We start from the raw sequence: 21,354 nt of genomic DNA on the forward strand, positions 1-21,354 counted from the left end.
ATGCGCCGCGTGGGCGTCGAGCCGGTCATGTTGATGACCGGTGACGCGCCGTTCGGATCGGCCGCGATTGTGGTCATCTGCTCGTGGCTGTGGCGCTACCGCTCCGAACTTGCGCCCATCGCCGTGGCCGTCCTGGTGGAGCTCACCGCCGTGATGCTGCACATCGGCGACTCCGATTCCTGGGAAACGATCCTGGTCGCCACGGCCGTCACGGCGTGGCTGGTCGCCCTGTTCGGCCACTTGGCCGGCCTGAGGCGGGGCGTCGAACGCGCCTACGCCGTGGTCTGCCTGCTGCTGGTCGGCGGGTGGCTCTCGGCCGCAACGGCGTCGGGTCCCAGCTCAGCACCATTGCCCGTCCTGCTGATCGTCGGCGGGATTCTGACGGCTCTGCCGTGGTGGGCGCATCGTCGCCGACGTGCCCGTGTACGGGTAGAGCGCACCCTGGCGGCATGGCCAGAGATCGCCCAATCGATCGGCCTGACCGGCTCGCGCATCCAATCGGCCGTGGTCGATCTGTGGGGTTACCGTGCCCGCGTCGCTTTGGCCCGTGGCCAGACCGTCGAGGACGCCATGGGCAAACTCCCCGCGCTGGAATCGGCGTTGGGCACCCGTCGTGGCGCGGCGCGTATCCAGCCGATCCCCGAACGCGCCAACCGGCTGGAACTGCGGATCATCGAAACCGACCCGCACGCCGACGCCATCGTCTGGCCGGGACCGGCGATCACCTCGATCACCGAACCCGTCGAGCTGGGCGTCTTCGAAGACGGCACCCCGGTAACCGTCTCCCTGAACCGCCGTCACGGCCTGGTGGGCGGCGTGGCAGGCGCCGGCAAGAGCGGCGGAGTGAACGTCATCATGGGCAACCTGACGGCCTGCCCCGACGTGATCGTGTGGGGCGTCGACCTCAAACGCGGCATGGAACTACTCCCATGGGCATCCTGCCTCGACCGCATCGCCACCACCCCCCAGGAAGCAGACAAGCTACTGGCCGATGCCGTCGCCATCCTCGACGGCCGCGCCGAAATGCTCGCCATGAACGGTGTACGGGTCTGGGAACCCACCCCAGAGGCTCCCGCGCTGGTTATCGTGGTCGACGAGTACGCCGAACTCGCCGACGACGCACCAGAAGCGATCCTGAGCGCCGACTCGATCGCCCGACGCGGACGCGCCGTGGCCGTGACCCTGGTGGCAGCAACTCAACGCCCATCACAGAAGGCCATGGGCAACAGCGCCGTGCGCTCACAGATGGATGTGCGCGTCTCGTTCCGGGTGAGGGAACGTCGTGACGCCGACCTGATCATGGGCCAGGGCATGCACAAAGCCGGCTGGCACGCCGACCGACTCGACGCACCCGGCAAGTTCCTGATCAGCGCACCCGAGCACGACAGCCCACGCCGGGCCCGTACCTACCTGCTCGACGACGCCACCGTTCAGGCCACGGCCGAACGCCACGCCGACCGGCGGCCGTCCCTCGATCCGGTATCCCTGGTCGCCCTGGAACAGGGACCTCAAGCCACCGCAGAACCCCAGGGCAGGCACGCCCGCAACGGCAACCATGAAGGCGTGGAAGACGTCCTGTGGGATGCGCTTCGCGAGGCACCTGAGCAAGGCGCGACCCTGGGCGAACTGATCGACGCAACCGGCATGAGCCGGCCATGGCTCTACAAGCGGCTCCGGGAGCACGCCGACGCCGGTCGAGTGATCCAAGTCGCCCGAGGTCGATGGCGGGCGATCCCCTCCGCTGACTAACTCAACGTAATCGGCTCAGGCGTTTGTCTACGTCTCCGTCTCGCGCGCGTCTGCACATAGGCGCTGAGACGGAGACAAAGACAAACCCGGAGACATTCACAGCGAGTGACGAGGCAACGGAGGGAGGTGCGCGCATGAAGGCATACACAGTCGAGCAGATAGCCGAGATCCTCAGCGTCGGGCGGGACAAGATCTACTACCTGCTCCGTACGGGTCAGCTCAAGAGCATCAAGATCGGCAAGTTACGCCGGATCACCGATCAGCACCTTGCCGACTTCGTTTCTTCCCTGGAGACCATCGACGAGGCGTAGAACGCTGTGATACAACGTTCTACAGTGCCTCTTGATAACTCCATACACCCGAAAGGAAGCCGTCTAATGACGAGCGACCGAACGACCCTGCCACCCGTCCGGGTGGATGCGGAGCTGAAAGCACGGCTCCGTAGGTACGCCGAGTCGCAGGAGCGGGATGTGTCGTGGGTGATCAGGAAGGCGATCGAGGAGTACCTCAACCGTCACGAGAAGGGATGATCCCTTGGCCAAGATCCTGATCGGCAAGTACGAAGCGACCATCTATCCCGAGGGGGATGGCTTCACCGGAGCTGTCTCCCTCGGGTTCGCCCCCGATGGCAAGCGCCGGCGACTCAAGCGGAAGGGCAAGACCAAGACCCAGGTCAAGGACAAGCTCATCAAGGCCGTCAAGGACCTTGAGGCAGGGGTGACCGCATCGGAGAACTACACCGTGCGCGATGCCGTCAACGACTGGCTCAGCAAGGGTCTCAAAGGCCGATCCGAGGCCACGATCACCAAACAGCGCATTCTTGCCGAGACGCACGTGATCTCGAAGCTGGGCAAGACCACGCTTCAGGACCTACGCGCCGATCACGTGGACGAGTGGCTAGACGAGCTCTCAAGTGGACTGGCCACCCGGACGCTACGGGATGTCCACAGCGTCTTGAAGCGGGCCATCCGGCAAGCTCAGGTGCGGGACAAGGTGGTCAGGAACGTCGCCGAGCTGGTCACCACGCCCACGGGAAAGGACGGGCGACCCAGCAAGGCGCTCACCCGGAAACAGGCGGAATCAGTGCTCAAGGCCGCCGAGTCGTCCGAACTACATGCCTACGTGGTGATCAGCCTCACCACCGGAGTCCGGACCGAAGAGGCTCGCGCGCTGCGCTGGGATCACGTCGTCGCCTGGCTGCCGGCCAGCAAGACGTGGCGACCGGTTACCGAGGTGGGTTTCAAGCACAAGAGATTCGCCATCTACGTGTGGCGTGCCGATCGAGTAGGAGGTGACACCAAGACCCGCAAATCGCGGCGCACGCTGGAATTGCCAGTGCTCGCCGCTCAGAGCCTCAAGCAACACCACGCGCGTCAGGCAGCTCACAAGCTCACGGCAGGCGGAGCCTGGCAGGAACACAATCTGGCGTTCTGCCGGTCTGACGGGACACCGCTGGACGCCGGAAGCGTACGGCGGGCCTTCCGTAAGGTCACCAATGCCGCAGGGGTCGGAACTGACTGGACGCCCCGCGAGCTGCGTCACTCGTTCGTCTCCATCATGAGTGAACAGGGCGTGCCCATCGAGACCATCGCCGATCTCGTCGGGCATGCGGGTACCAGCGTCACGGAAGAGGTCTACCGGCACCAACTCAAGCCGGTGATCACCAAAGGCGCTCACACGATGAACATCATCTTTGGTGGTAAGCCGTCGCGTTGAGTCTGAGTGAGATGGCTCCCCGATTGGCTCCCGAAGACCCTCAGACACAGAAAAGGGCCCGACCCGCTAAGCGGATCAAGCCCTTTACCTGCTACTCCACCGTCGGGGTGGCGGGATTCGAACCCACGGCCTCTTCGTCCCGAACGAAGCGCGCTACCAAGCTGCGCTACACCCCGGTGGTTTCTGCCTCGCAAAGTCTAGCGGACTTTCGCCGCGCTTGCGTCATCGCGCCACGCGGGGGATCAAGGTCAGCAGCGTCGCCTCCGGCGGGCAGGCGAACCGCGCGGGCGCGAACGGCGACGTGCCGAGCCCAGCGGACACGTGGAGCCACGCGGCCTCGTGGTGGCTCAGACCCTTCACTCGGGCCCGATCGATCCCACAGTTGGTCACCAGGGCCCCGTAGAAGGGGATGCAGAGCTGCCCCCCGTGCGTGTGCCCCGCCAGGAGGAGCTGGTAGCCGTCCGAGGCGAACCGCGTCATGTTCCTGGGCTCGGGGGAGTGCATGACCCCGAGGCGCAGATCGGCGTCGGCCGGGGCCGCCCCCGCGATCCGGTCGTAGCGGTCGAGGTCGATGTGGGAGTCGTTGATCCCGCCGACGGCCACGTCGAGGTCGCCGACCTTGAGGCGGGACGTCGTGTTGTTCATGTCGAGCCAACCGGCCGCCGTCATCGCCGTGCCGAGCTCCAGCCACGGCAGGTCGGGGATGTTCCGCTTCTTGCTCTCGGTCTTGGACGTCCGCCACAGGTAGCGGGCCGGGTTCTTGAAATGCGGCGAGTACATGTCGTTGGAGCCGTACACGAAGAGGCCCGGGAGGCCCAGGAACGGCTCGACGGCGCGCAGGTAGGCGGGGATCGCGTCGGGGTGGGAGATCGTGTCGCCCGTGTTGACCACCAGGTCGGGCTCCAGCGAGGCCAGTGACCGCACCCAGTTGATCAGGCGGGTCCGGCCGGGGGTCAGGTGCAGGTCGGAGATCTGCAGGATCTTCACGGGCCGCCGCCCGGGTTCGAGGACGGGCACGTCGAAACGGCGCAACCTGAACCAGTTGCGCTCGACGATCGACGCGTAGCCCAGGCCGGCGAGCCCGAGACCGACCACTCCCAGAGGTACCGCAACGACTTTCCGCACATCCCAATCATGCCCGAACGCCGGGTGAGCCCGGGATAACCCGGAGAGATCCCACTGCGGGACACGGCAAGATAAGGGGCCATGAGCGCTCTCAAAGACAGGCTGAAGGCCGACCTCACGACTTCTCTGAAGGCCCGTGACGACATTCGGCTGCGCACCATCCGCATGGCGCTGGCCGCCATCCAGGTCGAGGAGGTCGCGGGCAAGGCGGTCCGCGAGCTGAGCGACGACGAGGTCGTCAAGGTCCTCACCAAGGAGGCCAAGAAGCGGCGCGAGGCGGCCGAGGCGTTCGCCGGGGCGGGCCGTGAGCAGCAGGCGAAGGCCGAGCTGGAGGAGCAGTCGGTGCTGGAGGCCTACCTCCCGGCCCAGCTCTCCGACGCCGAGCTGGCCGCGCTCGTCGACGAGGCGATCGCCGAGACGGGGGCGGCCGGGCCGCAGGCCATGGGCCAGGTCATGAAGGTCGTCAACCCGAAGGTGGCGGGCCGGGCCGAGGGCGGCCGGGTCGCGGCAGCCGTGAAGGCGCGGCTGGCGGGCTGATCCAGCCCGTACGGAACGGCTGAGGGCCCTCCCCCGCTCGGGGAAGGGCCCTCAGCCGTTCTCAGCCGTTGTCGGGCGGGATGATCACGCCACCGCCGTTGTCCGGCGGCGGCGGCGGCTCGAAGTCGTTGCCGCCGTCGTTGTCGCCGCCCCGGTCGTCGCCGCGGTCGTCACCGCCGCGGTTGTCGCCGCGGTCGGGCTTCGGCTTGGGCTTGGGCTGGCACAGGCCCGGCGAGCAGCCGCCGAACTTGGACATGTCGACCCGCGTGAACGACGTGGCCGGCACGCCCTTCAGCGCCTTCAGCATCGTGTCCTTCCAGATCGGGCCCGAGATCGAGGCGCCGTAGACGTACGGGAAGGAGTCGCCGCCGATGGTGACGCCGGTCAGGTCGTACTTGAAGGCGCCGCGCGGGTCGCCGATGCTGACGGCGGAGGCGAGGTCGGGGGTGTAGCCGGCGAACCAGGCGGCGGTGTAGCCGTCGGTGGTGCCGGTCTTGCCGGCCGCGTCGCGGCCGATGCCGCCGACCCCGGTCATGGTGCCCTTGGTAAAGACGCCGCTGAGGATCGAGCTGGCCGCGTCGGCGACCTCCTCGTCGAGCACCTGGTCGCAGTCGGGCTTGTAGTTGGTGGCCTTGCCCTCGCGGTCGACGATCTCGGTGATGACGATCGGCGCGCAGTACTTGCCGCGGGCGCCGATGGTGGCGTAGGCGTTGGCGACCGTCACCGGGTCCATCTCGTTGACGCCGAGGGTGAAGGTCGGGACCTCGCGGAGGTCGGCGCCGTCGGCCCGGTGGATGCCCAGCTTCTTGGCCATCTTGACGACCTTGCAGAGGCCGACGTGCTCTTCGAGCTTCATGAAGAACGTGTTCACCGAGCCCCAGGTGCCGGTCTGGAGGGTGTTGAACCCGCCGGCGCCCTCACTGGAGTTGAACACCTGGTGGGTCTCGCCGGTCCGGTTGCCCTCGCAGTCGCGGAACGGCGACAGCGAGTTGGTCGGGATGTCGTAGGTCTTGCCGGTGGCGAACCCGTCGTTCAGCTTCATGCCCTCGTCGAGGGCGGTCAGCAGGGTGATCACCTTGAACGTGGAGCCCGCCTGGAAGCCGGAACCGCCGCCGTGGGAGCGGTTGGCCGCCAGGTTGTAGCTCATCTCGTTCTTCTTCTTGTTGTCGCCGAACTTCCGGCTGGCGGCCAGCGCCTTGATCGAACCCGTGCCCGGTTCGACCAGCGCCTGGGCCGCGACCTGATCGTCGCTCGCGTAGACGTGCTTCTTGATCGCCGCGTCGGCGGCCTTCTGCATCTTCGTGTCGAGCGTGGTGCGGATCGTCAGGCCACCGCGGTTCAGGAAGTCGCGCCGGGCCTTCTGCGTCTTGCCGAAGTCGGTGTTGTTCAGGATGTCGTTCTGCACGTAGAGGCAGAAGTAGGGGTAGGAGCTGTCCTCACAGCCGCCCGGCATCTTCTCGCCCTTGTAGCCGAGCTTCTCCTTCTTGGCCTCGGCCGCCTGGGCGAGCGAGATCTTGCCCAGCTCGGCCATCCGGTCGAGCACGGTGTTGCGGCGGCCCAGCAGCCGCTCGCGGAACTCCTTGCCCCGGCCCGGGTCGGTCTGGCTCGGGTTCTGCACCGCGCCGGCGAGCGTCGCCGCCTCGTGCAGGTCGAGCTCGGAGGCGTGCTTGTCGAAGAAGCGCTTGGACGCCGCCTCGATGCCGTAGGCGCCGTCACCGAAGTAGGAGATGTTCAGGTAACGATTGAGGATCTCGGCCTTGGAGTACTTCTTCTCGATGGCCATGGCGTAGCGGATCTCGTTCAATTTCCGCGTGTACGTCGCCTCGATCGCCTTCAGCTGATCTTCCTCGGTCTCGGCCGAGTTGAAGATGACCAGCTTCACGTACTGCTGGGTGATCGAGGAGCCACCCTGCACGACGCCGCCGCCGAAGATGTTCTTGGTGAGCGCGCGGACCGTTCCCTCGATGTCGAGGGCGCCGTGCTCGTAGAACCGGAAGTCCTCGATCGCGATGATCGCCTGCTGCATGACCGGCGCGATTTTGCTCAGCGGCACGGATTCGCGGTTCTGGAAGTAGAACTGCGCGATCTGCTTGCCGGCCGAGTCGAGCAGCACGGTCTTCTCGGGCAGCGGGGGCTCGTTGAGCTCCTCCGCCTCGATGCGCAGCGACTCGACGCCTGACTTGGCGCTGAACCCGGCTCCGCCCACGGCCGGCAGTCCGACCGCCGCGGCCAGCACACCGGCCATGGCAGCGGCCACGATGAGCTTGACGAGGGTCAAGATCGCGTTCCCGAAACGGGCTTTGCCTGAAGCTTGCACGAGGCTAAGCGTACTTCGGAGCAAGGGGAGATTCGGTACCAAACGCACCACGTCGCATTACCCGCGCTTGAGATGACTAGTCATCTCCGGACACCGCCCCCCGCCAAATTTGGTCCCTGCGGGTCTGTCCATTCGGATGCGGAGTCTCATACGTTCTCCTCTGCGGCAACTGAATTTAGGAGGCTCGGCGACCGCGCCCGTCGGCCCCAGAAGTCACGACTGACCACCTAAGGGGAGTGGGGTCGAAAAATGTGGATCACGGATTGGACCTCCCGTGCCGCCTGTCGAGGTGCGGATCCTGACGCTCTGTTCGTTCAGGGCGCCGCACAAAACCGGGCGAAGTTGATCTGTCGAGGATGCCCTGTCCGTACCGAATGCCTCGCCGATGCGCTGGACAATCGCATCGAGTTCGGGGTTTGGGGCGGAATGACCGAACGGGAAAGGCGCGCCCTCCTGCGCCGTCGGCCCGACGTCGACTCCTGGCGCGACCTGCTGGAGCTGGCGAAGGAAGAATACGAACGCACCAATGAGCTGATCGCCGGCTGACCCTCAGCGCTTGGCCAGGAGTTCCCCGATCTCACGCAATCCGTCGAGATCGTGAACATCCTGTGACATCGCGGGCACCTGGGTGGCCGGCACAGTGGGGTGGGCCGAGGCGAAACGTTCCTGCTCCCGGTGCTCGCGAGCGGCGAGTTGCATCCGTCCGGCGTGCAGTCTCAGCACGGCGGCGGTCAGCTCGTGTTCACCACGTGACTCCAGGTCTTCCGCGGCGGCGGTGCTCCGCGCCGCGGACAGACCGGGAGCCGGTGAGCGGTGCACCCGGTTGACCACCAGGCCGGCCAGCGGCATCCGCTCCTCGGCGAGTCGCTCCACGAAATAGGAGGCTTCCCGCATCGCGTCACGCTCCGGCGTGGCCACCACGACGAACGCGGTGCCGGGAGCCTGCAGCAGCTGGTAGGTCTGCTCCGCCCGCTGACGGAATCCACCGAAGACGGCGTCCAGCGCGGAGACGAACGTCTGGATGTCCTTCAGCACCTGGGCGCCGAGCACCTTCGTCAGCACTCCGGCCACGAGGCCGAACCCGGCGTTGAGGATCTTGAACGCGCTGCGTCCGCCCGCCTTGGCGGGCGCCATCAGCAGCCGGATCAGTTTTCCGTCGAGGAAGCGCCCGAGGCGTTCGGGCGCGTCGAGGAAGTCGAGCGCCGACCGTGACGGCGGCGTGTCGACGATGATCAGATCCCACTCGCCCGACCGCCGGAGCTGGCCGAGCTTCTCCATGGCCATGTATTCCTGGGTGCCGGAGAAACTCGACGAGAGCGACTGGTAGAAGGGGTTCGTCAGGATCTGGCGGGCCCGCTCGGGGTCGGCGTGGGCCTCGATGATCTCGTCGAAGGTCCGCTTCATGTCGAGCATCATGGCGAACAGCTCGCCGTCGGCCCCCGCCACCTTGCGCGGGGTGTTGTCGAGCGAGGTCAGCCCCATCGACTGGGCCAGCCGCCTCGCCGGGTCGACCGTGAGCACCACCACGTTGCGGCCGCGTTCGGCCGCCCGCAGCCCCAGGGCCGCCGCCGTGGTCGTCTTGCCGACGCCGCCCGACCCGCAGCACACCACGATCCGGGTGCCCGGGTCGTCGATGATGCCGTCGAGATCAAGCTCGGGCGTGGTCATGCGGCTCCTTGCGTGCGGATCGCTTCGGCGAGTTCGTAGAGGCCCGCGAGGTCGGCGCCGTCCGCCAGCAGGGGCAGTTCATATCGTGGCACCCCGACGGTCTCCAGCGCGTCGCGCTCGGTTCTTTCGAGCTCGGCCCGCCGCTGCTGCTCGACGACCTCGCCGCCGAGGGCCTCGGCGATGACCGCCGCGTTGCCGTCGTCGCCCAGCCCGGCCGCCTTCACGCCCATGGCCAGTTCGGCCAGGTCGAAAGGGCCTTCGAGGACGGGGTCGACGGTCCGGACCATGTTGACGAAGATCCCGCCCACGGGCAGTTTGGCCGCGTGTAGCTCGGTGACGCCGTCGAGGGTCTCCTGGACGGGCATCTCCTCCAGCAGGGTGACGAAGTGGACGGCCGTCTCGGGCGAGGCCATCACTCCCCGCACCATGTCGGCATGGGCGCGTACCGGGCCGACTCTCGCCAGGCCGGCCACCTCTTGGGTGACGTTGAGGAAACGGCTGACCCGGCCGGTCGGCGGGGCGTCCATGACGACGGTGTCGTACACCCTCTTGCCGGTTCTGTCGCGCCGCCGGACCGCCTCGCTGGTCTTGCCCGTGACCAGGACGTCACGGAGGCCCGGGGCGATCGTGGTGGCGAAGTCGACCACTCCCATCTTGGTCAGCGCCTTGCCCATGCGCTTGAGCCCGTAGAACATCTCGAGGTATTCGAGCATCGCCTCTTCGGGGTCGATCGCCAGAGCGTGGACGTCACCGCCTCCCGGAGCCACCGCGATGCGGCGCTCCTCGTAGGGAAGCGGTGGAAGGTCGAAGACCTGCGCGATGCCCTGGCGGCCCTCCACCTCCACGAGCAGCACCTTGCGGCCGCCGGCCGCGAGTGCCAGGGCGAGTGCGGCGGCCACAGTGGTCTTGCCGGTACCGCCCTTGCCGGTCACGACATGGAGACGCACTCCGTCCCAGTCGGTGTCGCGAGATCTCACACCCGTGAGGCTACCCAAAGGGCTTTTCCCGATACGCCGAGGCCTGCTGGGTATCGATAACCTTCCGCCATGACGAAGTGGGAGTACGTGACCGTGCCGCTGCTGACGCACGCGACCAAGCAGATCCTCGACAACTGGGGTGAGGACGGCTGGGAGCTCGTGGCCGTCATCCCCGGCCCGAACCCCGAGCAGCTCGTGGCCTACATGAAGCGGGCCAAGGCGTGAGTTCCCCCGAAGACCGCCTGGCGGCCCTGGGGCTGTCGCTGCCCGACGTGGTGGCCCCGCTGGCGGCCTACGTCCCGGCGGTCCGCTCGGGCGCTCACGTGTACACCTCGGGCCAGCTGCCCATCGCCGCCGGGGAGCTGCTCAAGACCGGCAAGGTCGGCGCGGAGGTCACCCCCGAGGAGGCCTACGAGCTGGCGAAGCTCTGCGCCCTGAACGCCATCGCGGCGCTCAGGTCCGTCGTCGACCTCGACCAGGTCGTCGGGATCGTGAAGGTCGTCGGTTTCGTCGCCTCGGCTCCTGACTTCACCGGCCAGCCGCAGGTCGTGAACGGCGCCAGCGAGCTCCTCGGCGAGGTCTTCCAGGGTGCCCACGCCCGCAGCGCGGTCGGCGTGGCCGTGTTGCCCAGAGATGCCCCGGTCGAGGTGGAACTGATCGCCGAGATCCGTTAGATCTACACTCGGGGCGTGGACATTCCGCTGCCGGGCGAGCTGGGTGAACGGGCGCGTGACCTGCTGGCCGGGCGGCTCGTCCCGGTCCCGCCCCGGGCCGCCGCCACGGTGGCCCTGCTGCGGGAGCCGCCTCTGGAGGTCTACCTGCTCCGGCGGGCGGCGACCATGGCCTTCGCGGCCGGCGCCTACGTCTTTCCCGGGGGCTCCGTCGATCCCCGGGACGCCGGCCACGACATCGGCTGGGCCGGGCCTTCGCCCGCCGAATGGGCCGCCGCGCTGAACGCCGACGAGGACACGGCGCGGGGCCTCGTCTGCGCGGCGGTGCGCGAGACCTTCGAGGAGAGCGGTGTCCTGCTGGCCGGAGATCCGGTCGACGACACGACCATGTGGGAGGCCGAGCGGCTGGCCCTGATCGGCAGGGAGCTCTCGTTCGCCGATTTCCTGGCCACGAACGGCCTGGTACTCAGGTCTGACCTGCTGAAACCGTGGGCCCACTGGATCACGCCGGAGATCGAGACCCGCCGGTTCGACACCCGCTTCTTCGTGGCGGCGCTGCCCTCGGGCCAGCGGACCAGGGATGTGGGCGGCGAGGCCGACACGGTCGTCTGGCACAGCCCCGCCGAGGCCCTCGCCTCCGGATATTTCCTGATGCCGCCCACGCTGCACACGTTGACCATGCTGACGGCCTCCGAGACGATCGCGGACGTGTTCGCCGCCGACCCCAAGATCACCACAGTGATGCCCGCCCCGGTCGAGAGGAACGGCCAGATGGTCCTGACCACCGAAGGACAGATCTGATGAGCGGGCTCCCGCTGCCGATCGACGGTTCGGGAACCCCGACCGCGACCAACGTGCTGGCCCCCAACGCGTCCCCGATGACTCTCGACGGGACCAACACCTGGGTGATCGGCCGTGGCGAGTCGGTCGCGGTGGTCGACCCCGGTCCCGACGACGAGGCCCACCTTTCGACGGTGGTCTCCAGACTGGGCGACCGGAACGTGGAGGTCATCCTCCTCACCCACGGCCACGAAGATCACAGCGGCGGAGCCCGGCGGTTCGCCGAACTGGTGAATTCTCCGGTACGAGCCCTCGACCGCACCCACGTGCTGGGCGAAGAGGGCCTGGAGGACGGCGACGCCCTGACGGTCGGCGGCGTGGAGATCCGGGTGATCGGCACCCCCGGCCACTCGTTCGACTCCCTGTGCTTCTGGCTCCCGGACGACAGCGCCCTGCTGACCGGCGACACCATCCTGGGCCGGGGATCGACGGTCATCGCGCCCGACGGCGACCTGGCCGACTACCTGCGCAGCCTCGACAAGCTCCGCGCCATGGCCGAACTGGCCGAGGCCGAGGCCCTGCTCCCGGGCCACGGCCCGATCCTGGCCGACCCCGTCGGCAAGCTCGACGAGTACATGACCCACCGCAGGCAGCGCCTCGACCAGATCCGCCAGGCGATCAGGGACGGCGCCCGCGACGCCGGGGAGATCGTGGAAATGGTCTACGCGGACGTCCCGAAGGATCTCTGGCCGGCGGCGCGGATGTCGGTGGCCGCGCAGCTCAACTACCTGAAGACCCGCTGACCTTGCGAGACCACCTCATCGACGTGGTGCGGACGGTGATCGGGGAGATCCGCCCGAAGCTGGTCGCCGCGGCCCTGTCCGGTGATCGCTCCGAGCACCGGAACCTCCGCCACGCGGACAACTTCCTGTCCTCGCACGATCTCTGGCTGCACCGGCGCTACCGGGAACTCCTCGCCGAGCGTTTCGCGTCCTTCGTCTACGCGTCGGAGGAAGGCGACCCCGAAGTGGTCGGCCCCGACCCGGATCCGGACCTCTGCGTTCTCGTCGACCCGCTCGACACGAGTGAACTGGCCGTGCGCGGCCTGAACGGCTACACGCAGATCCTGGTCTATTCGCGAGCGCTGGGCCGCCCTCTCGCGGCGGCGGTCGGCGACCTCTTCCACCATTTCCAGGTCTATGTGGCGGCCGAGGGCGAGGCGCATGTCCTGACCCAAGACGGAGACCGGCATCCTTTGCGCGTGGACGGAATGTCCGTGCCGCTCCGCGATTCGCTGGTGACGAATTTCCTGATGAAGCCGGCCGACCGTTTCGGCCCGCTGGCCCGGCAGACACGGCTGCTGGCGGCGCTCAGTGAGGGCCGGGGACGAATAGGCCTCGATTTCGGCTCCATCGGCCTGTGCCACGTCGCGGCGGGCTTCACCGACGCCGTGGTCGAATTCGCCAAGGGTTTCGCGATCTGGGACCTGGCTCCCGGCGCGTACATCCTGAATTGCGCCGGGGGCGGCGTCTATGACCTGACGGGAGCCCCGATCAGCCTCGACGGCCTTCTCACCGACATCGGCGCGGCCATGAGCACGCGGCGGAAATTCGTCGCGACCAGAGACGAAACGCTGGCGCGCGACATCCTCCGCCTCATCGGCTAGCGCGAGCGGTTGTAGAGACGCTCCATGTCCATGATCACAACGGCCTTGGCCTCGATGCGCAGCCAGCCACGGCCCGCGAAGTCGGCCAGCGCCTTGTTCACGGTCTCCCGGGACGCCCCGACGAGCTGGGCCAGTTCTTCCTGCGTCAGGTCGTGGTGGACCCGGATGCCGTCTTCGACCTTCTGCCCGAACCGCTCGGCCAGGTCGAGGAGCGCCTTCGCGACCCGTCCGGGCACGTCGGTGAACACCAGGTCGGCCAGCACGTCGTTGGTCCGCCGCAGCCGCTGAGCCAGGGCCCGCAGCAGGTGGAGAGCCACCTCGGGCCGCCCGGTGAGCCAGGGCCGCAGGTCGTCGTGGGACAGACCGGCCAGCTTCACATCGGTCAGCGCGATGGCCGAGGCCGTGCGCGGGCGCGGATCGAACAGCGAGAGCTCGCCGAACATCTCGGACGGCCCCAGGACCGACAGGAGGTTCTCCCGCCCGTCGGACGCCGTGCGGGCCAGCTTGATCTTGCCCTCGAGGACCACGTAGAGGGTGGCCCCGGTCTCGTTTTCACTGAACAGGGTCTGACCCTTGGTCAGAGTCACTTCGGTGATGCTTGTGCGGAGGGCCGCGGCGCTCTCACGGTCGAGCGCGGAGAAGAGGGGGGCCCTGCTCAAGACTTCTTCGGTGCTCATGCCTGCCTCCCAACTTCATTCGCGATCGTAGCCATTGTGGCCTATGCCCCGCCTTCCGCATCACCTGGACCACCAGAAAGCAGACGTCGGACGGCTGTCGCGACGTAGTGAGCCCGCTCGTCGGGCGTGACGGTCTCGACCACGGCGGCGGATTCGGGGTTGACGGCGGTCCACACCAAGGAGAGATGGAGCACCAGGTTCATGAGGATGCCGGGCGGGAACTCGGTGGTCAGGATCCCCTCGGCCTGGGCCTTGGCGATGACCTCGACCTTGTGCCGCATGCTCTCCACGGCCAGCGGCACCGGCGGATCGCCGGCCCGCTCCAGACGCTGCCAGGTCGCCAGCCGGGCGACCTGCGGGTGGGCCTCATAGCCTCTGGCCAGCGCGGCGGCGTAGCCCGGGAGGTCGTGGGCGTCGATCGGGGTCTCCCGCACGATCCGCTCGACGATCCCGTTGAAGACGGCGTCGAAGAGCTGATCCTTGCTGCCGAAGTAGTGGTAGATCTGCGCCTTGTTGGTGCCGGCCACCGCCGCGACGCGGTCGACCCGGGCCCCGGCGATGCCGTATTCGGCGAACTCCTCCAGGGCGGCGTCGAGCAGGCGCTGTCGGGTGGCGTCGGCTTTGCCAGGCATGCCCCAAGACTATTTTCTAACCGGTTAGTTGACAACTCGGAGAAGCCGTACCTACTGTTTCAACTAACCAGTTAGTCGAAAAATTACGCGAGGTTCCCATGATCTGGTTCGTCACCGGTAGCTCCCGGGGGCTCGGCCGCGAGATCGTCCTGGCCGCGCTCGAACGCGGCGACAGCGTCGCCGCCACGGCCCGCACACCCGCCCAGCTCGACGACATGTCCCAGAAGTACGGCGACCGCATCCTCGCCCTGCCCCTCGACGTCACCGACGCGGAAGCGGTCGAAGATGCCGTGGCCACGGCGGTGGAGGCGTTCGGCTCGATCGACGTCGTGGTCAACAACGCCGGCTGGGCCGACATGTCGGCGTTCGAGGACACCCCGATCGACAACTTCCGGGCTCAGGTCGAGACCAACTTCTTCGGCGTCGTCAACGTGACCAAGTCGGTCGTGCCGGTCCTGCGGCGGCAGGGGCACGGCTCGCTGATCTCGGTCTCCTCCATCGGCGGCCGTCTCGGCACGCCGGGCCTGGCGGCCTACCAGGCCTCCAAATGGGCCGTGAACGGCTTCACCGAGGTGATCGCGCAGGAACTCACCCCGCTGGGCATCAAGGTGACCACGATCGAGCCGGGCGGCATGACCACCGACTGGGGCGGTTCGTCGATGACGATCCCGCCGATCTCCGAGCCCTACCAGCAGAGCGTCGGGGCGATGGTGCGGATCCTGCGGCAGGGCGACCACAAGCCGCTCGGCGACCCCGCGAGGGTCGCGCAGGTGATCGTCCAGATCGTCGAGATGGACAATCCGCCGGTCCGGCTGCTGCTCGGCTCCGACGCGCTCAACGGCGCCCAGTACGCCGCGCACACCACGGCGGAGCGCGATGCCACGTACACGGAACTGAGCCGTTCCACCGACCGCGACGACGCCACCGCCCAGGAGCGTGATCCTCTGGGTCAAGCATTCTCCACAATGGCCGATGGCGAAGCGGCGGAGTGAGGCCAGTCGTGTATCGGTAGCCGGGTGACCGACTCGATGACCGTCCGCGACGTCCTCAACGCGACCCGCGAACTGATCGAACCCGCCCACCGGGCCGCGATCGACCGGCTCTCCCCGGAGCTGCGCCACGTCGCGGGCTACCACATCGGCTGGTGGGACGAAGAGGGCCGCGAGCTCATCGGCGGCCAGGGGCGGTTCGTCCGGCCCGCGCTGGCGCTGGGGTGCGCGCGGGCGGCCGGGGGGCACGCCTCCGACGCGGTGCCGATGGCGGTCGCGACCGAGCTGGTCAACGACTTCTCGCTGCTGCACGACGACGTGATCGACGGCGACGACATCCGGCGGGAGCGCCCGGCCGCCTGGGCGGTCTTCGGGCTCAGCGAGGCCCTGCTCACCGGCGACGCCCTGCTGGCGGTCGCGATGGCGCTGGTCGGGCCCGCGGGGGTGCGCACCCTCGCCGACGCGCTGCTCGACCTGTGCCACGGCCAGGCCAGCGATCTGGCGTTCGTCGACCGGCCCGAGGTCACCCTGGCCGAGTGCATGACGATGGCCGAGAACAAGACCGGCGCGCTGCTCGGGGCGGCCTGCGAGCTGGGCGCGCTGGCCGGGGGAACGGGCGACGTCCAGCGCTTCCGGGAGTTCGGCACCCGCCTCGGGCTGGCCTTCCGGCTCACCGACGACCTGCGGAGACTGGTCGCCGACCTGGCCTGCCGCCGTAAGTCGCTGCCGGTCGTCGCCGCGCTCGAATCCCGTACGCCTGCCGCCGCCCGCCTGGCCGAAGCGCTCCACGACCAGGCCGACCCCGAGGTCCAGGCCGAGCTGGTCGAGGAGACGGGCGCCAGAGAATGGGCGCTCCGGGAGGCCGACCGTCAGGTCGAGCTCGCTTTCGCGGCGCTCGGCCAGGGGGCCACCCCGGAGCTGCGGCTGCTGGCCGACCTCAGCGTCGGCCGGACCCGGTAGGGGCTAGTGGATGCCGGTGCGGACCGAGGTGATCCGCCCGGTGTTGAAGCCCAGCCAGTGCATGCGGCCCATGTAACGGGCGTGCTCGATCTTCATGCAGCGGTCCATGATCACCGTGAGGCCGCCCTCTTCGGCGATGCGGGCGCCCTCTTCACTGATGACGCCGAACTGGAGCCACAGCGCCCCGGCGCCGATCTCGACCGCCTCACGGGCGATGCCGGGGACGGCGTCGGGCGCGCGGAAGACGTTCACCACGTCGATCTTGACGGGGATGTCGGACAGGCTCGGGTAGGAGGTCTCGCCGAGGATCTCCTTCTCGCGCGGGTTGACCGGGATCATCCGGTAGCCGTGCCGCTTGAGGTAGAAGCCGACGAAGTTGCTGGCCCGCAGCTCGTTGCCCGACAGGCCCACGACCGCGACGGTCTTGGCGGTGTTGAGCACCCGCTGGATGTCCTGCGGCTCTTGATACTTCATGCCTTCTCCACGTGAGCGAAGCCCTGCTCGAGATCCCAGATCAGGTCGGCCACCGACTCGACGCCGACCGACAGGCGGATGGTGCCGGCGCCGACCCCGGTGGCGGCCAGTTCGGCGTCGCCGAGCTGACGGTGGGTGGTGCTGGCCGGGTGGATGATCAGGCTCTTGGCGTCGCCGACGTTGGCCAGGTGGGACCAGAGCGTCGTACCGCGGATGAAGGCCTGGCCGCCCTCGCGGCCGCCGGCGCACTCGAAGGAGAACACCGCGCCCGCGCCGCGCGGCAGGTACTTCTCCACCAGCGCCTTGTACTTGCTGTCGGCCAGCCCCGAGTAGCTCACCTTCGAGGCCAGCTCGTGGGTCTGGAGGAACTCCGCGACCGTGAGCGCGTTGTCGACGTGGCGGTCCATGCGCAGCGACAGCGTCTCGAGGCCCTGGAGGAACAGGAACGCGTTGAACGGCGACATCGCCGCGCCCAGGTCGCGCAGGGTCTCGGCGCGCAGCTTCATCAGGTAGCCGTATTCGCCGAAGGTCTCGTGGAACTTCAGGCCGTGGTAGGCCGGAGACGGGTCGGCGATCACCGGGAAGCGGCCGTTGGAATAGTCGAACGTGCCGGCCTCGACGACCACGCCGCCGATGCTGGTGCCGTGGCCGCCGATGAACTTGGTCGCGGAGTGCACGACGATGTCGGCGCCCCACTCGATCGGCCGGCACAGATAGGGCGTCGCGAACGTGTTGTCGACGATCAGCGGCAGGCCGTGCTCGTGGGCGATGGCCGCGACGGTCTCGATGTCCAGGACGTTGCCGCCGGGGTTGCCGATCGTCTCGCCGTAGAAGGCCTTGGTGTTCGGCCGGACCGCCGCGCGCCAGGCCTCGGGGTCGTCGGGGTCGACCCAGCTCAGCTCGACGTTCATCTTGCGGAACAGGTGCTTGAGCTGGTTGACCGTGCCGCCGTAGAGGGCCGAGGAGGACACCACGTGGTCGCCGGGCTCCAGCAGCGTGAACAGCGCCGCGGCCTGGGCGGCGATGCCGCTGGCGAAGGCCACCGCGCCGCTGCCGCCCTCGAGGTTGGCCATCCGCTCCTCGAACACCGCCGTGGTCGGGTTCATGATGCGGGAGTAGGTGTTGCCGTACTCCTGGAGGTTGAAGTAGGCCGCCGCCGACTCGGGGTCTTCGAAGACGTAACTGGTGGTCTGGAAGATGGGCACCGCGCGGGCGCCGGTGTTCGGGTCGGGCCGCTGTCCCGCGTGGAGCTGGCGGGTCTCGAACCCGAACTCCCGGGATTCTTCGGTACGAAATGGTCTGTCGCTCACGAAGCTATCTTCCTCGCCAGAAACTCACGGATGAGAGGGGTCTGCCGTGCTTCCTCCAGCAGGAAGCAGTCATGACCATACGGTGCGTCGATGAGGTGGTTCTCCACCGGTTTGCCCAGGTTAGTCAGCGCCTCGGCGATCTCGTCCGACGCCTCCGGCGGATAGAGCCAGTCGGAGCTGAACGAGATGAGCAGCGTCCGCGCCCGGATGTTCTCCAGCGCCTTCTCCAGCGAACCGCCGCCGTGCTCCCTGGCCAGGTCGAAGTAGGTCAGCGCGCGGGAGATGTAGAGATAGGTGTTGGCGTCGAACCGCTTCACGAAGGAGTCGGCCTGGTGGCGCAGGTAGCTCTCGACCTCGAACTCCGGCTCGACGATCGTGTGGCGGATGTCGTCGGCGAACTGGAGCCGCCGGCCGAACTTGTCGGTCAGGGCCGGGCCGGACAGATAGGTCACGTGGCCGACCATGCGGGCCACGCCCATGCCGGCGTCGGGCTTGCGGCCGGTGCCGTAGTAGTGGCCGCCCTGCCAGTCGGGGTCGCGCATGATGGACTCGCGGGCGATCGCGTTCCACGCCAGACCCTGGGGGTGGAGGGCGTGGGTGGAGGCGATGACCACTATGGCGTCCACCTGACCGGGATACTGGACCGCCCATTCGAGGGCCTGCATCCCGCCCAGCGAACCTCCCGCGATCACCGCGAGACGCTCGATGCCGAGCTCGTCCAAGAAGGCGCGTTCGGTGCGGACCATATCCGCCACGGTGACGACCGGGAAGTCGGAGCCATAGGGGCGCCCGGTGGCGGGATCAATGGTGGACGGGCCCGTCGTGCCGCTGCAGCCGCCAAGTAGATTCGTACAGACAACGAAATATTGGTCGGTGTCGAAAGCCTTTCCGGGCCCGATCATCCCGTCCCACCAACCCAGCCCTTTCCCCTGCGCGCCGTCGCGGTCTTCGGCGCCGAAGCCGTCGCGGGCGCTCGCCTCGGGAGCGGTTTTCGCGGAACCGGCCGCATGGGCGTTGCCGCTCAGGGCGTGGCAGACGAGGATGACGTTGTCCCTCTCGGGGGAGAGGGTGCCGTAGGTCTCGTAGGCCACGCGGACGTCGCGCAGCTCCCGCCCGCTGTCGAGGCGTATCGGACCAGGCAGGTCGAGGTAGTGAGTTTCAACGAAACCTATGGAGCCCATGGGATCTATTGTATTGTCAAGTTAACATGTAGGAAATGAGGGGATCATGACCAACGGAGTGAACGTCCAGGCGCTGCTCGACGCCCGCGAGGTTCTCAAGGGTGCGCCCGAGGCGGCCCAGTTCACGTGGCGGGCCAGCTCCAAGTGGCAGCACGGCGTCCACAGCACCACCAAGATCGAGAAGTTCTTCGGTCTCGGCCAGGAGCAGACCCACAAGCACGAGTCGGTCTTCGAAGCCGACCACCCCGCCATCTTCGCCGCGGAAGACAACGGCATCACCCCGATCGAATACCTGCTCGTCGGCCTGGCGTCCTGCCTGACCGCGGGCATCGCCTCGGTCGCGCAGAACCGCGGCATCAAGCTCAACTCGGTCGAGGCCTCCGTCGAAGGCGGCCACGACATCCGCGGCATCCTCGGCGCCGACGCCGACGTCCGCAACGGCTTCAACGACATCAAGGTGACCTTCTCGATCGACGCCGACGCCTCCCCGGCCGACATCGAGGCCCTCGTCGCCCAGTCGCAGAAGCGCTCCGCCGTCTTCGACGCGCTCACCAACCCCACGAACGTCACCGTCGAAGTCGCCTGACCATGCACGTCACCACTGTCGTCATCGGCGCGGGTCACGCGGGCCTGGCGGCCAGCCATTTCCTGAGGGCCGCGTCGATCGACCATGTGGTGCTGGAACGTGGTGAGGTCGCCAACTCGTGGCGGCACGAACGCTGGGACTCCCTGCGTCTCCTGACGCCCAACTGGCTGAACCGTCTCCCGGGCGCCTCTTACGAAGGGCCGGACCCCGACGGCTACGCCGACATGGCCGAGGTCGTCGACTTTCTGGAGCGTTCCGCGAAGGACGTCCCGGTCCGCACCGGCGTGGCGGTCACGTCGGTGCGGCGCTCGGACGGGGGCTACTCGCTGACGACCAGCCAAGGCCCCATCGAGGCCCGGACCGTGATCATCGCGAGCGGCGCCTGCAACGTCGCCTCCGTTCCCGGTCTCGCCGCCGCGGTGCCCTCGTCGGTCGAGCAGGTGACGCCGTTCGACTACCGGACCCCCTCCCGGTTGCCGGACGGCGGCGTGCTCGTCGTGGGGGCCTCGGCGACCGGGGTGCAGCTCGCGGCCGAGATCCAGCGCTCAGGGCGTCCGGTCGTGCTGTCGGCCGGTGAGCACGTGCGGATGCCACGTGTGTATGAGGGCCGTGATGTGCTCTGGTGGATGCACCACTCGGGCATCTGGAGCCAGCGCTACGACGAGGTCGACGACCTGACGCGCGCACGCCGGCTGCCGTCACCGCAGCTCGCCGGGGCCTCCACCCTGGATCTGAACGTGCTGACCTCGCTGGGAGTCGAGCTGGTCGGGCGGCTCTCGGCGATCCGCGACGGCGCGGCCCTTTTCTCAGGGGGGCTGCGCAACGTGGCGGCGCTGGCGGATCTCAAGATGAACCGCCTGCTCGACACGTTCGACGAGTGGGCCGGGACCGCTCCCGGGGAGCGCTTCCAGCCCACCCGCGTTCCCGATTCGTCGCGCTGGCGGCTCGACCTCACGTCGGGGGAGATCCGCTCGATCGTGTGGGCGACCGGGTTCCGGCCCGACTACTCGTGGCTGGACGTGCCGGTCGTCGACGCGAAGGGGTCACTGGTCCACGACGGCGGCGTGGTGGGCGACGGGCTCTACGCCCTCGGCCTGCCGGTGCTGCGCCGCCGCAGGTCGACGTTCATCTGCGGCATCGAGGACGACGCCCGCGAGGTCGTCGACCAGCTACGACTGGACCTGGCGGGTTAGTTCTCCCGGACCTTTCGCGGCGAAGGCATGCGAAAAGCGGGCCGGGAACGGTCCCGGCCCGCTTGTGTCGCCGACTCCGGTGGCGAAGCGACCTTCGGTCAGGGGAGATCGGTTCGATCACCTCACGCGGTGCGGGCCGCGTGAGG

At 68.1% G+C, this 21,354-nt stretch carries 24 protein-coding genes and 1 tRNA gene; 15 read left to right on the forward strand and 10 right to left on the reverse strand.

All coding sequences use genetic code 11. The features are described 5' to 3' along the window. From AW272_RS02720 to AW272_RS02725, 4 genes are all read left to right on the forward strand, one after another. Window positions 1-1,749 carry an FtsK/SpoIIIE domain-containing protein gene (locus AW272_RS02720; protein WP_245657164.1) on the forward strand — a complete coding sequence of 583 codons (1,749 nt, stop codon included), beginning with the start codon at window positions 1-3 and terminating at the stop codon, window positions 1,747-1,749. Window positions 1,750-1,883: 134 nt separating this feature from the next. Beyond that, window positions 1,884-2,060 carry a helix-turn-helix domain-containing protein gene (locus AW272_RS40270; RefSeq protein ID WP_083957864.1) on the forward strand — a complete coding sequence of 59 codons (177 nt, stop codon included), beginning with the start codon at window positions 1,884-1,886 and terminating at the stop codon, window positions 2,058-2,060. Window positions 2,061-2,126: 66 nt separating this feature from the next. Next, window positions 2,127-2,279 (forward strand): CopG family ribbon-helix-helix protein, encoded by a 153-nt coding sequence (locus tag AW272_RS40275; RefSeq protein WP_083957866.1) that lies wholly within the window; start codon window positions 2,127-2,129, stop codon window positions 2,277-2,279. Between the two features lie 4 nt (window positions 2,280-2,283). Next, window positions 2,284-3,465 (forward strand): tyrosine-type recombinase/integrase, encoded by a 1,182-nt coding sequence (locus AW272_RS02725; RefSeq protein ID WP_066360749.1) that lies wholly within the window; start codon window positions 2,284-2,286, stop codon window positions 3,463-3,465. A gap of 102 nt (window positions 3,466-3,567) precedes the next feature. Here AW272_RS02725 and AW272_RS02730 read toward each other — a convergent pair. Both AW272_RS02730 and AW272_RS02735 read right to left on the reverse strand, forming a co-directional pair. After that, window positions 3,568-3,641: transfer RNA gene (locus AW272_RS02730), tRNA-Pro, on the reverse strand. 46 nt (window positions 3,642-3,687) lie between these two features. Next, the gene (locus AW272_RS02735; protein WP_066360755.1) at window positions 3,688-4,590 is read right to left on the reverse strand and encodes a metallophosphoesterase; all 903 of its coding nucleotides are present in this window, start codon (window positions 4,588-4,590) and stop codon (window positions 3,688-3,690) included. Window positions 4,591-4,671: 81 nt separating this feature from the next. On the opposite strand from AW272_RS02735, the gene AW272_RS02740 reads away from it, so the two are divergent. Continuing rightward, on the forward strand, window positions 4,672-5,127 hold the full coding sequence (locus AW272_RS02740) for a GatB/YqeY domain-containing protein (RefSeq protein WP_066360756.1): 456 nt from the start codon (window positions 4,672-4,674) through the stop codon (window positions 5,125-5,127). Between the two features lie 61 nt (window positions 5,128-5,188). Here AW272_RS02740 and AW272_RS02745 read toward each other — a convergent pair whose 3' ends face one another. Beyond that, entirely contained in the window at window positions 5,189-7,405 is a 2,217-nt protein-coding gene (locus tag AW272_RS02745) for a transglycosylase domain-containing protein (protein ID WP_066360757.1), read from the reverse strand. A 288-nt stretch (window positions 7,406-7,693) separates the two neighbouring features. On the opposite strand from AW272_RS02745, the gene AW272_RS02750 reads away from it, so the two are divergent. Then, on the forward strand, window positions 7,694-7,990 hold the full coding sequence (locus tag AW272_RS02750) for a WhiB family transcriptional regulator (RefSeq protein WP_061296783.1): 297 nt from the start codon (window positions 7,694-7,696) through the stop codon (window positions 7,988-7,990). Between the two features lie 3 nt (window positions 7,991-7,993). On the opposite strand, the gene bagB is transcribed toward AW272_RS02750, so the two are convergent. Beyond that, window positions 7,994-9,112, reverse strand: a complete 1,119-nt coding sequence (gene bagB / locus AW272_RS02755) for an ATPase BagB (protein ID WP_066360758.1) — start codon at window positions 9,110-9,112, stop codon at window positions 7,994-7,996. Beyond that, complete coding sequence (bagA, locus tag AW272_RS02760) at window positions 9,109-10,089, reverse strand: ATPase BagA (RefSeq protein ID WP_169807477.1); 981 nt, start codon at window positions 10,087-10,089, stop codon at window positions 9,109-9,111. Before bagA ends, bagB begins: the two co-directional genes overlap by 4 nt. A gap of 69 nt (window positions 10,090-10,158) precedes the next feature. On the opposite strand from bagA, the gene sp36 reads away from it, so the two are divergent. Genes sp36 through AW272_RS02780 form a run of 5 tightly spaced genes read left to right on the forward strand, consistent with a single transcriptional unit; the run spans window position 10,159 to window position 13,206 of the window. Next, window positions 10,159-10,314 (forward strand): Sp36 family protein, encoded by a 156-nt coding sequence (gene sp36, locus AW272_RS41710; RefSeq protein WP_155340753.1) that lies wholly within the window; start codon window positions 10,159-10,161, stop codon window positions 10,312-10,314. Continuing rightward, window positions 10,311-10,763 (forward strand): RidA family protein, encoded by a 453-nt coding sequence (locus AW272_RS02765; protein ID WP_066360760.1) that lies wholly within the window; start codon window positions 10,311-10,313, stop codon window positions 10,761-10,763. The genes sp36 and AW272_RS02765 overlap by 4 nt, the downstream gene beginning before the upstream one ends. A gap of 15 nt (window positions 10,764-10,778) precedes the next feature. Next, entirely contained in the window at window positions 10,779-11,561 is a 783-nt protein-coding gene (locus AW272_RS02770) for an NUDIX hydrolase (RefSeq protein ID WP_439649131.1), read from the forward strand. Then, window positions 11,561-12,343: an MBL fold metallo-hydrolase gene (locus AW272_RS02775; RefSeq protein WP_066360762.1), complete on the forward strand. Its 783-nt coding sequence runs from the start codon at window positions 11,561-11,563 to the stop codon at window positions 12,341-12,343. Before AW272_RS02770 ends, AW272_RS02775 begins: the two co-directional genes overlap by 1 nt. Window positions 12,344-12,345: 2 nt before the next feature. Then, window positions 12,346-13,206 carry an inositol monophosphatase family protein gene (locus AW272_RS02780; protein ID WP_245657165.1) on the forward strand — a complete coding sequence of 287 codons (861 nt, stop codon included), beginning with the start codon at window positions 12,346-12,348 and terminating at the stop codon, window positions 13,204-13,206. Here the strand turns inward: AW272_RS02780 and AW272_RS02785 are convergent. Together AW272_RS02785 and AW272_RS02790 are read right to left on the reverse strand one after the other, a co-directional pair. Continuing rightward, a complete protein-coding gene (locus AW272_RS02785; protein ID WP_066360764.1) occupies window positions 13,203-13,883 on the reverse strand; it encodes a Crp/Fnr family transcriptional regulator in 681 nt (226 codons plus the stop codon). The two genes, AW272_RS02780 and AW272_RS02785, sit on opposite strands and share 4 nt — an antisense overlap. A 41-nt stretch (window positions 13,884-13,924) precedes the next feature. Next, complete coding sequence (locus AW272_RS02790; protein WP_066360766.1) at window positions 13,925-14,515, reverse strand: TetR/AcrR family transcriptional regulator; 591 nt, start codon at window positions 14,513-14,515, stop codon at window positions 13,925-13,927. A 98-nt stretch (window positions 14,516-14,613) separates the two neighbouring features. Between AW272_RS02790 and AW272_RS02795 the strand changes: the two genes are divergently transcribed. Both AW272_RS02795 and AW272_RS02800 read left to right on the forward strand, forming a co-directional pair. Beyond that, the gene (locus tag AW272_RS02795) at window positions 14,614-15,507 is read left to right on the forward strand and encodes an SDR family NAD(P)-dependent oxidoreductase (RefSeq protein WP_066360768.1); all 894 of its coding nucleotides are present in this window, start codon (window positions 14,614-14,616) and stop codon (window positions 15,505-15,507) included. 24 nt (window positions 15,508-15,531) lie between these two features. Further along, a complete protein-coding gene (locus AW272_RS02800; protein WP_245657166.1) occupies window positions 15,532-16,464 on the forward strand; it encodes a polyprenyl synthetase family protein in 933 nt (310 codons plus the stop codon). A gap of 3 nt (window positions 16,465-16,467) precedes the next feature. On the opposite strand, the gene AW272_RS02805 is transcribed toward AW272_RS02800, so the two are convergent. Genes AW272_RS02805 through metX form a run of 3 tightly spaced genes read right to left on the reverse strand, consistent with a single transcriptional unit; the run spans window position 16,468 to window position 19,429 of the window. Beyond that, a complete protein-coding gene (locus tag AW272_RS02805) occupies window positions 16,468-16,938 on the reverse strand; it encodes a CoA-binding protein (RefSeq protein ID WP_066360772.1) in 471 nt (156 codons plus the stop codon). Next, window positions 16,935-18,248, reverse strand: coding sequence for an O-acetylhomoserine aminocarboxypropyltransferase/cysteine synthase family protein (locus tag AW272_RS02810; protein WP_066360774.1), 1,314 nt, complete (start codon window positions 18,246-18,248; stop codon window positions 16,935-16,937). Before AW272_RS02810 ends, AW272_RS02805 begins: the two co-directional genes overlap by 4 nt. After that, window positions 18,245-19,429, reverse strand: a complete 1,185-nt coding sequence (gene metX / locus AW272_RS02815; RefSeq protein ID WP_066360776.1) for a homoserine O-acetyltransferase MetX — start codon at window positions 19,427-19,429, stop codon at window positions 18,245-18,247. Before metX ends, AW272_RS02810 begins: the two co-directional genes overlap by 4 nt. Before the next feature lie 46 nt (window positions 19,430-19,475). Between metX and AW272_RS44790 the strand changes: the two genes are divergently transcribed. Continuing rightward, window positions 19,476-20,015: an OsmC family protein gene (locus tag AW272_RS44790; RefSeq protein WP_066360778.1), complete on the forward strand. Its 540-nt coding sequence runs from the start codon at window positions 19,476-19,478 to the stop codon at window positions 20,013-20,015. Between the two features lie 2 nt (window positions 20,016-20,017). After that, window positions 20,018-21,208, forward strand: a complete 1,191-nt coding sequence (locus AW272_RS02825; RefSeq protein ID WP_066360782.1) for an NAD(P)-binding domain-containing protein — start codon at window positions 20,018-20,020, stop codon at window positions 21,206-21,208. The last annotated feature ends 146 nt before the right edge of the window (window positions 21,209-21,354 follow it).

This window comes from Herbidospora mongoliensis, from assembly GCF_001570545.1.
Lineage (GTDB): Bacteria > Actinomycetota > Actinomycetes > Streptosporangiales > Streptosporangiaceae > Herbidospora > Herbidospora mongoliensis.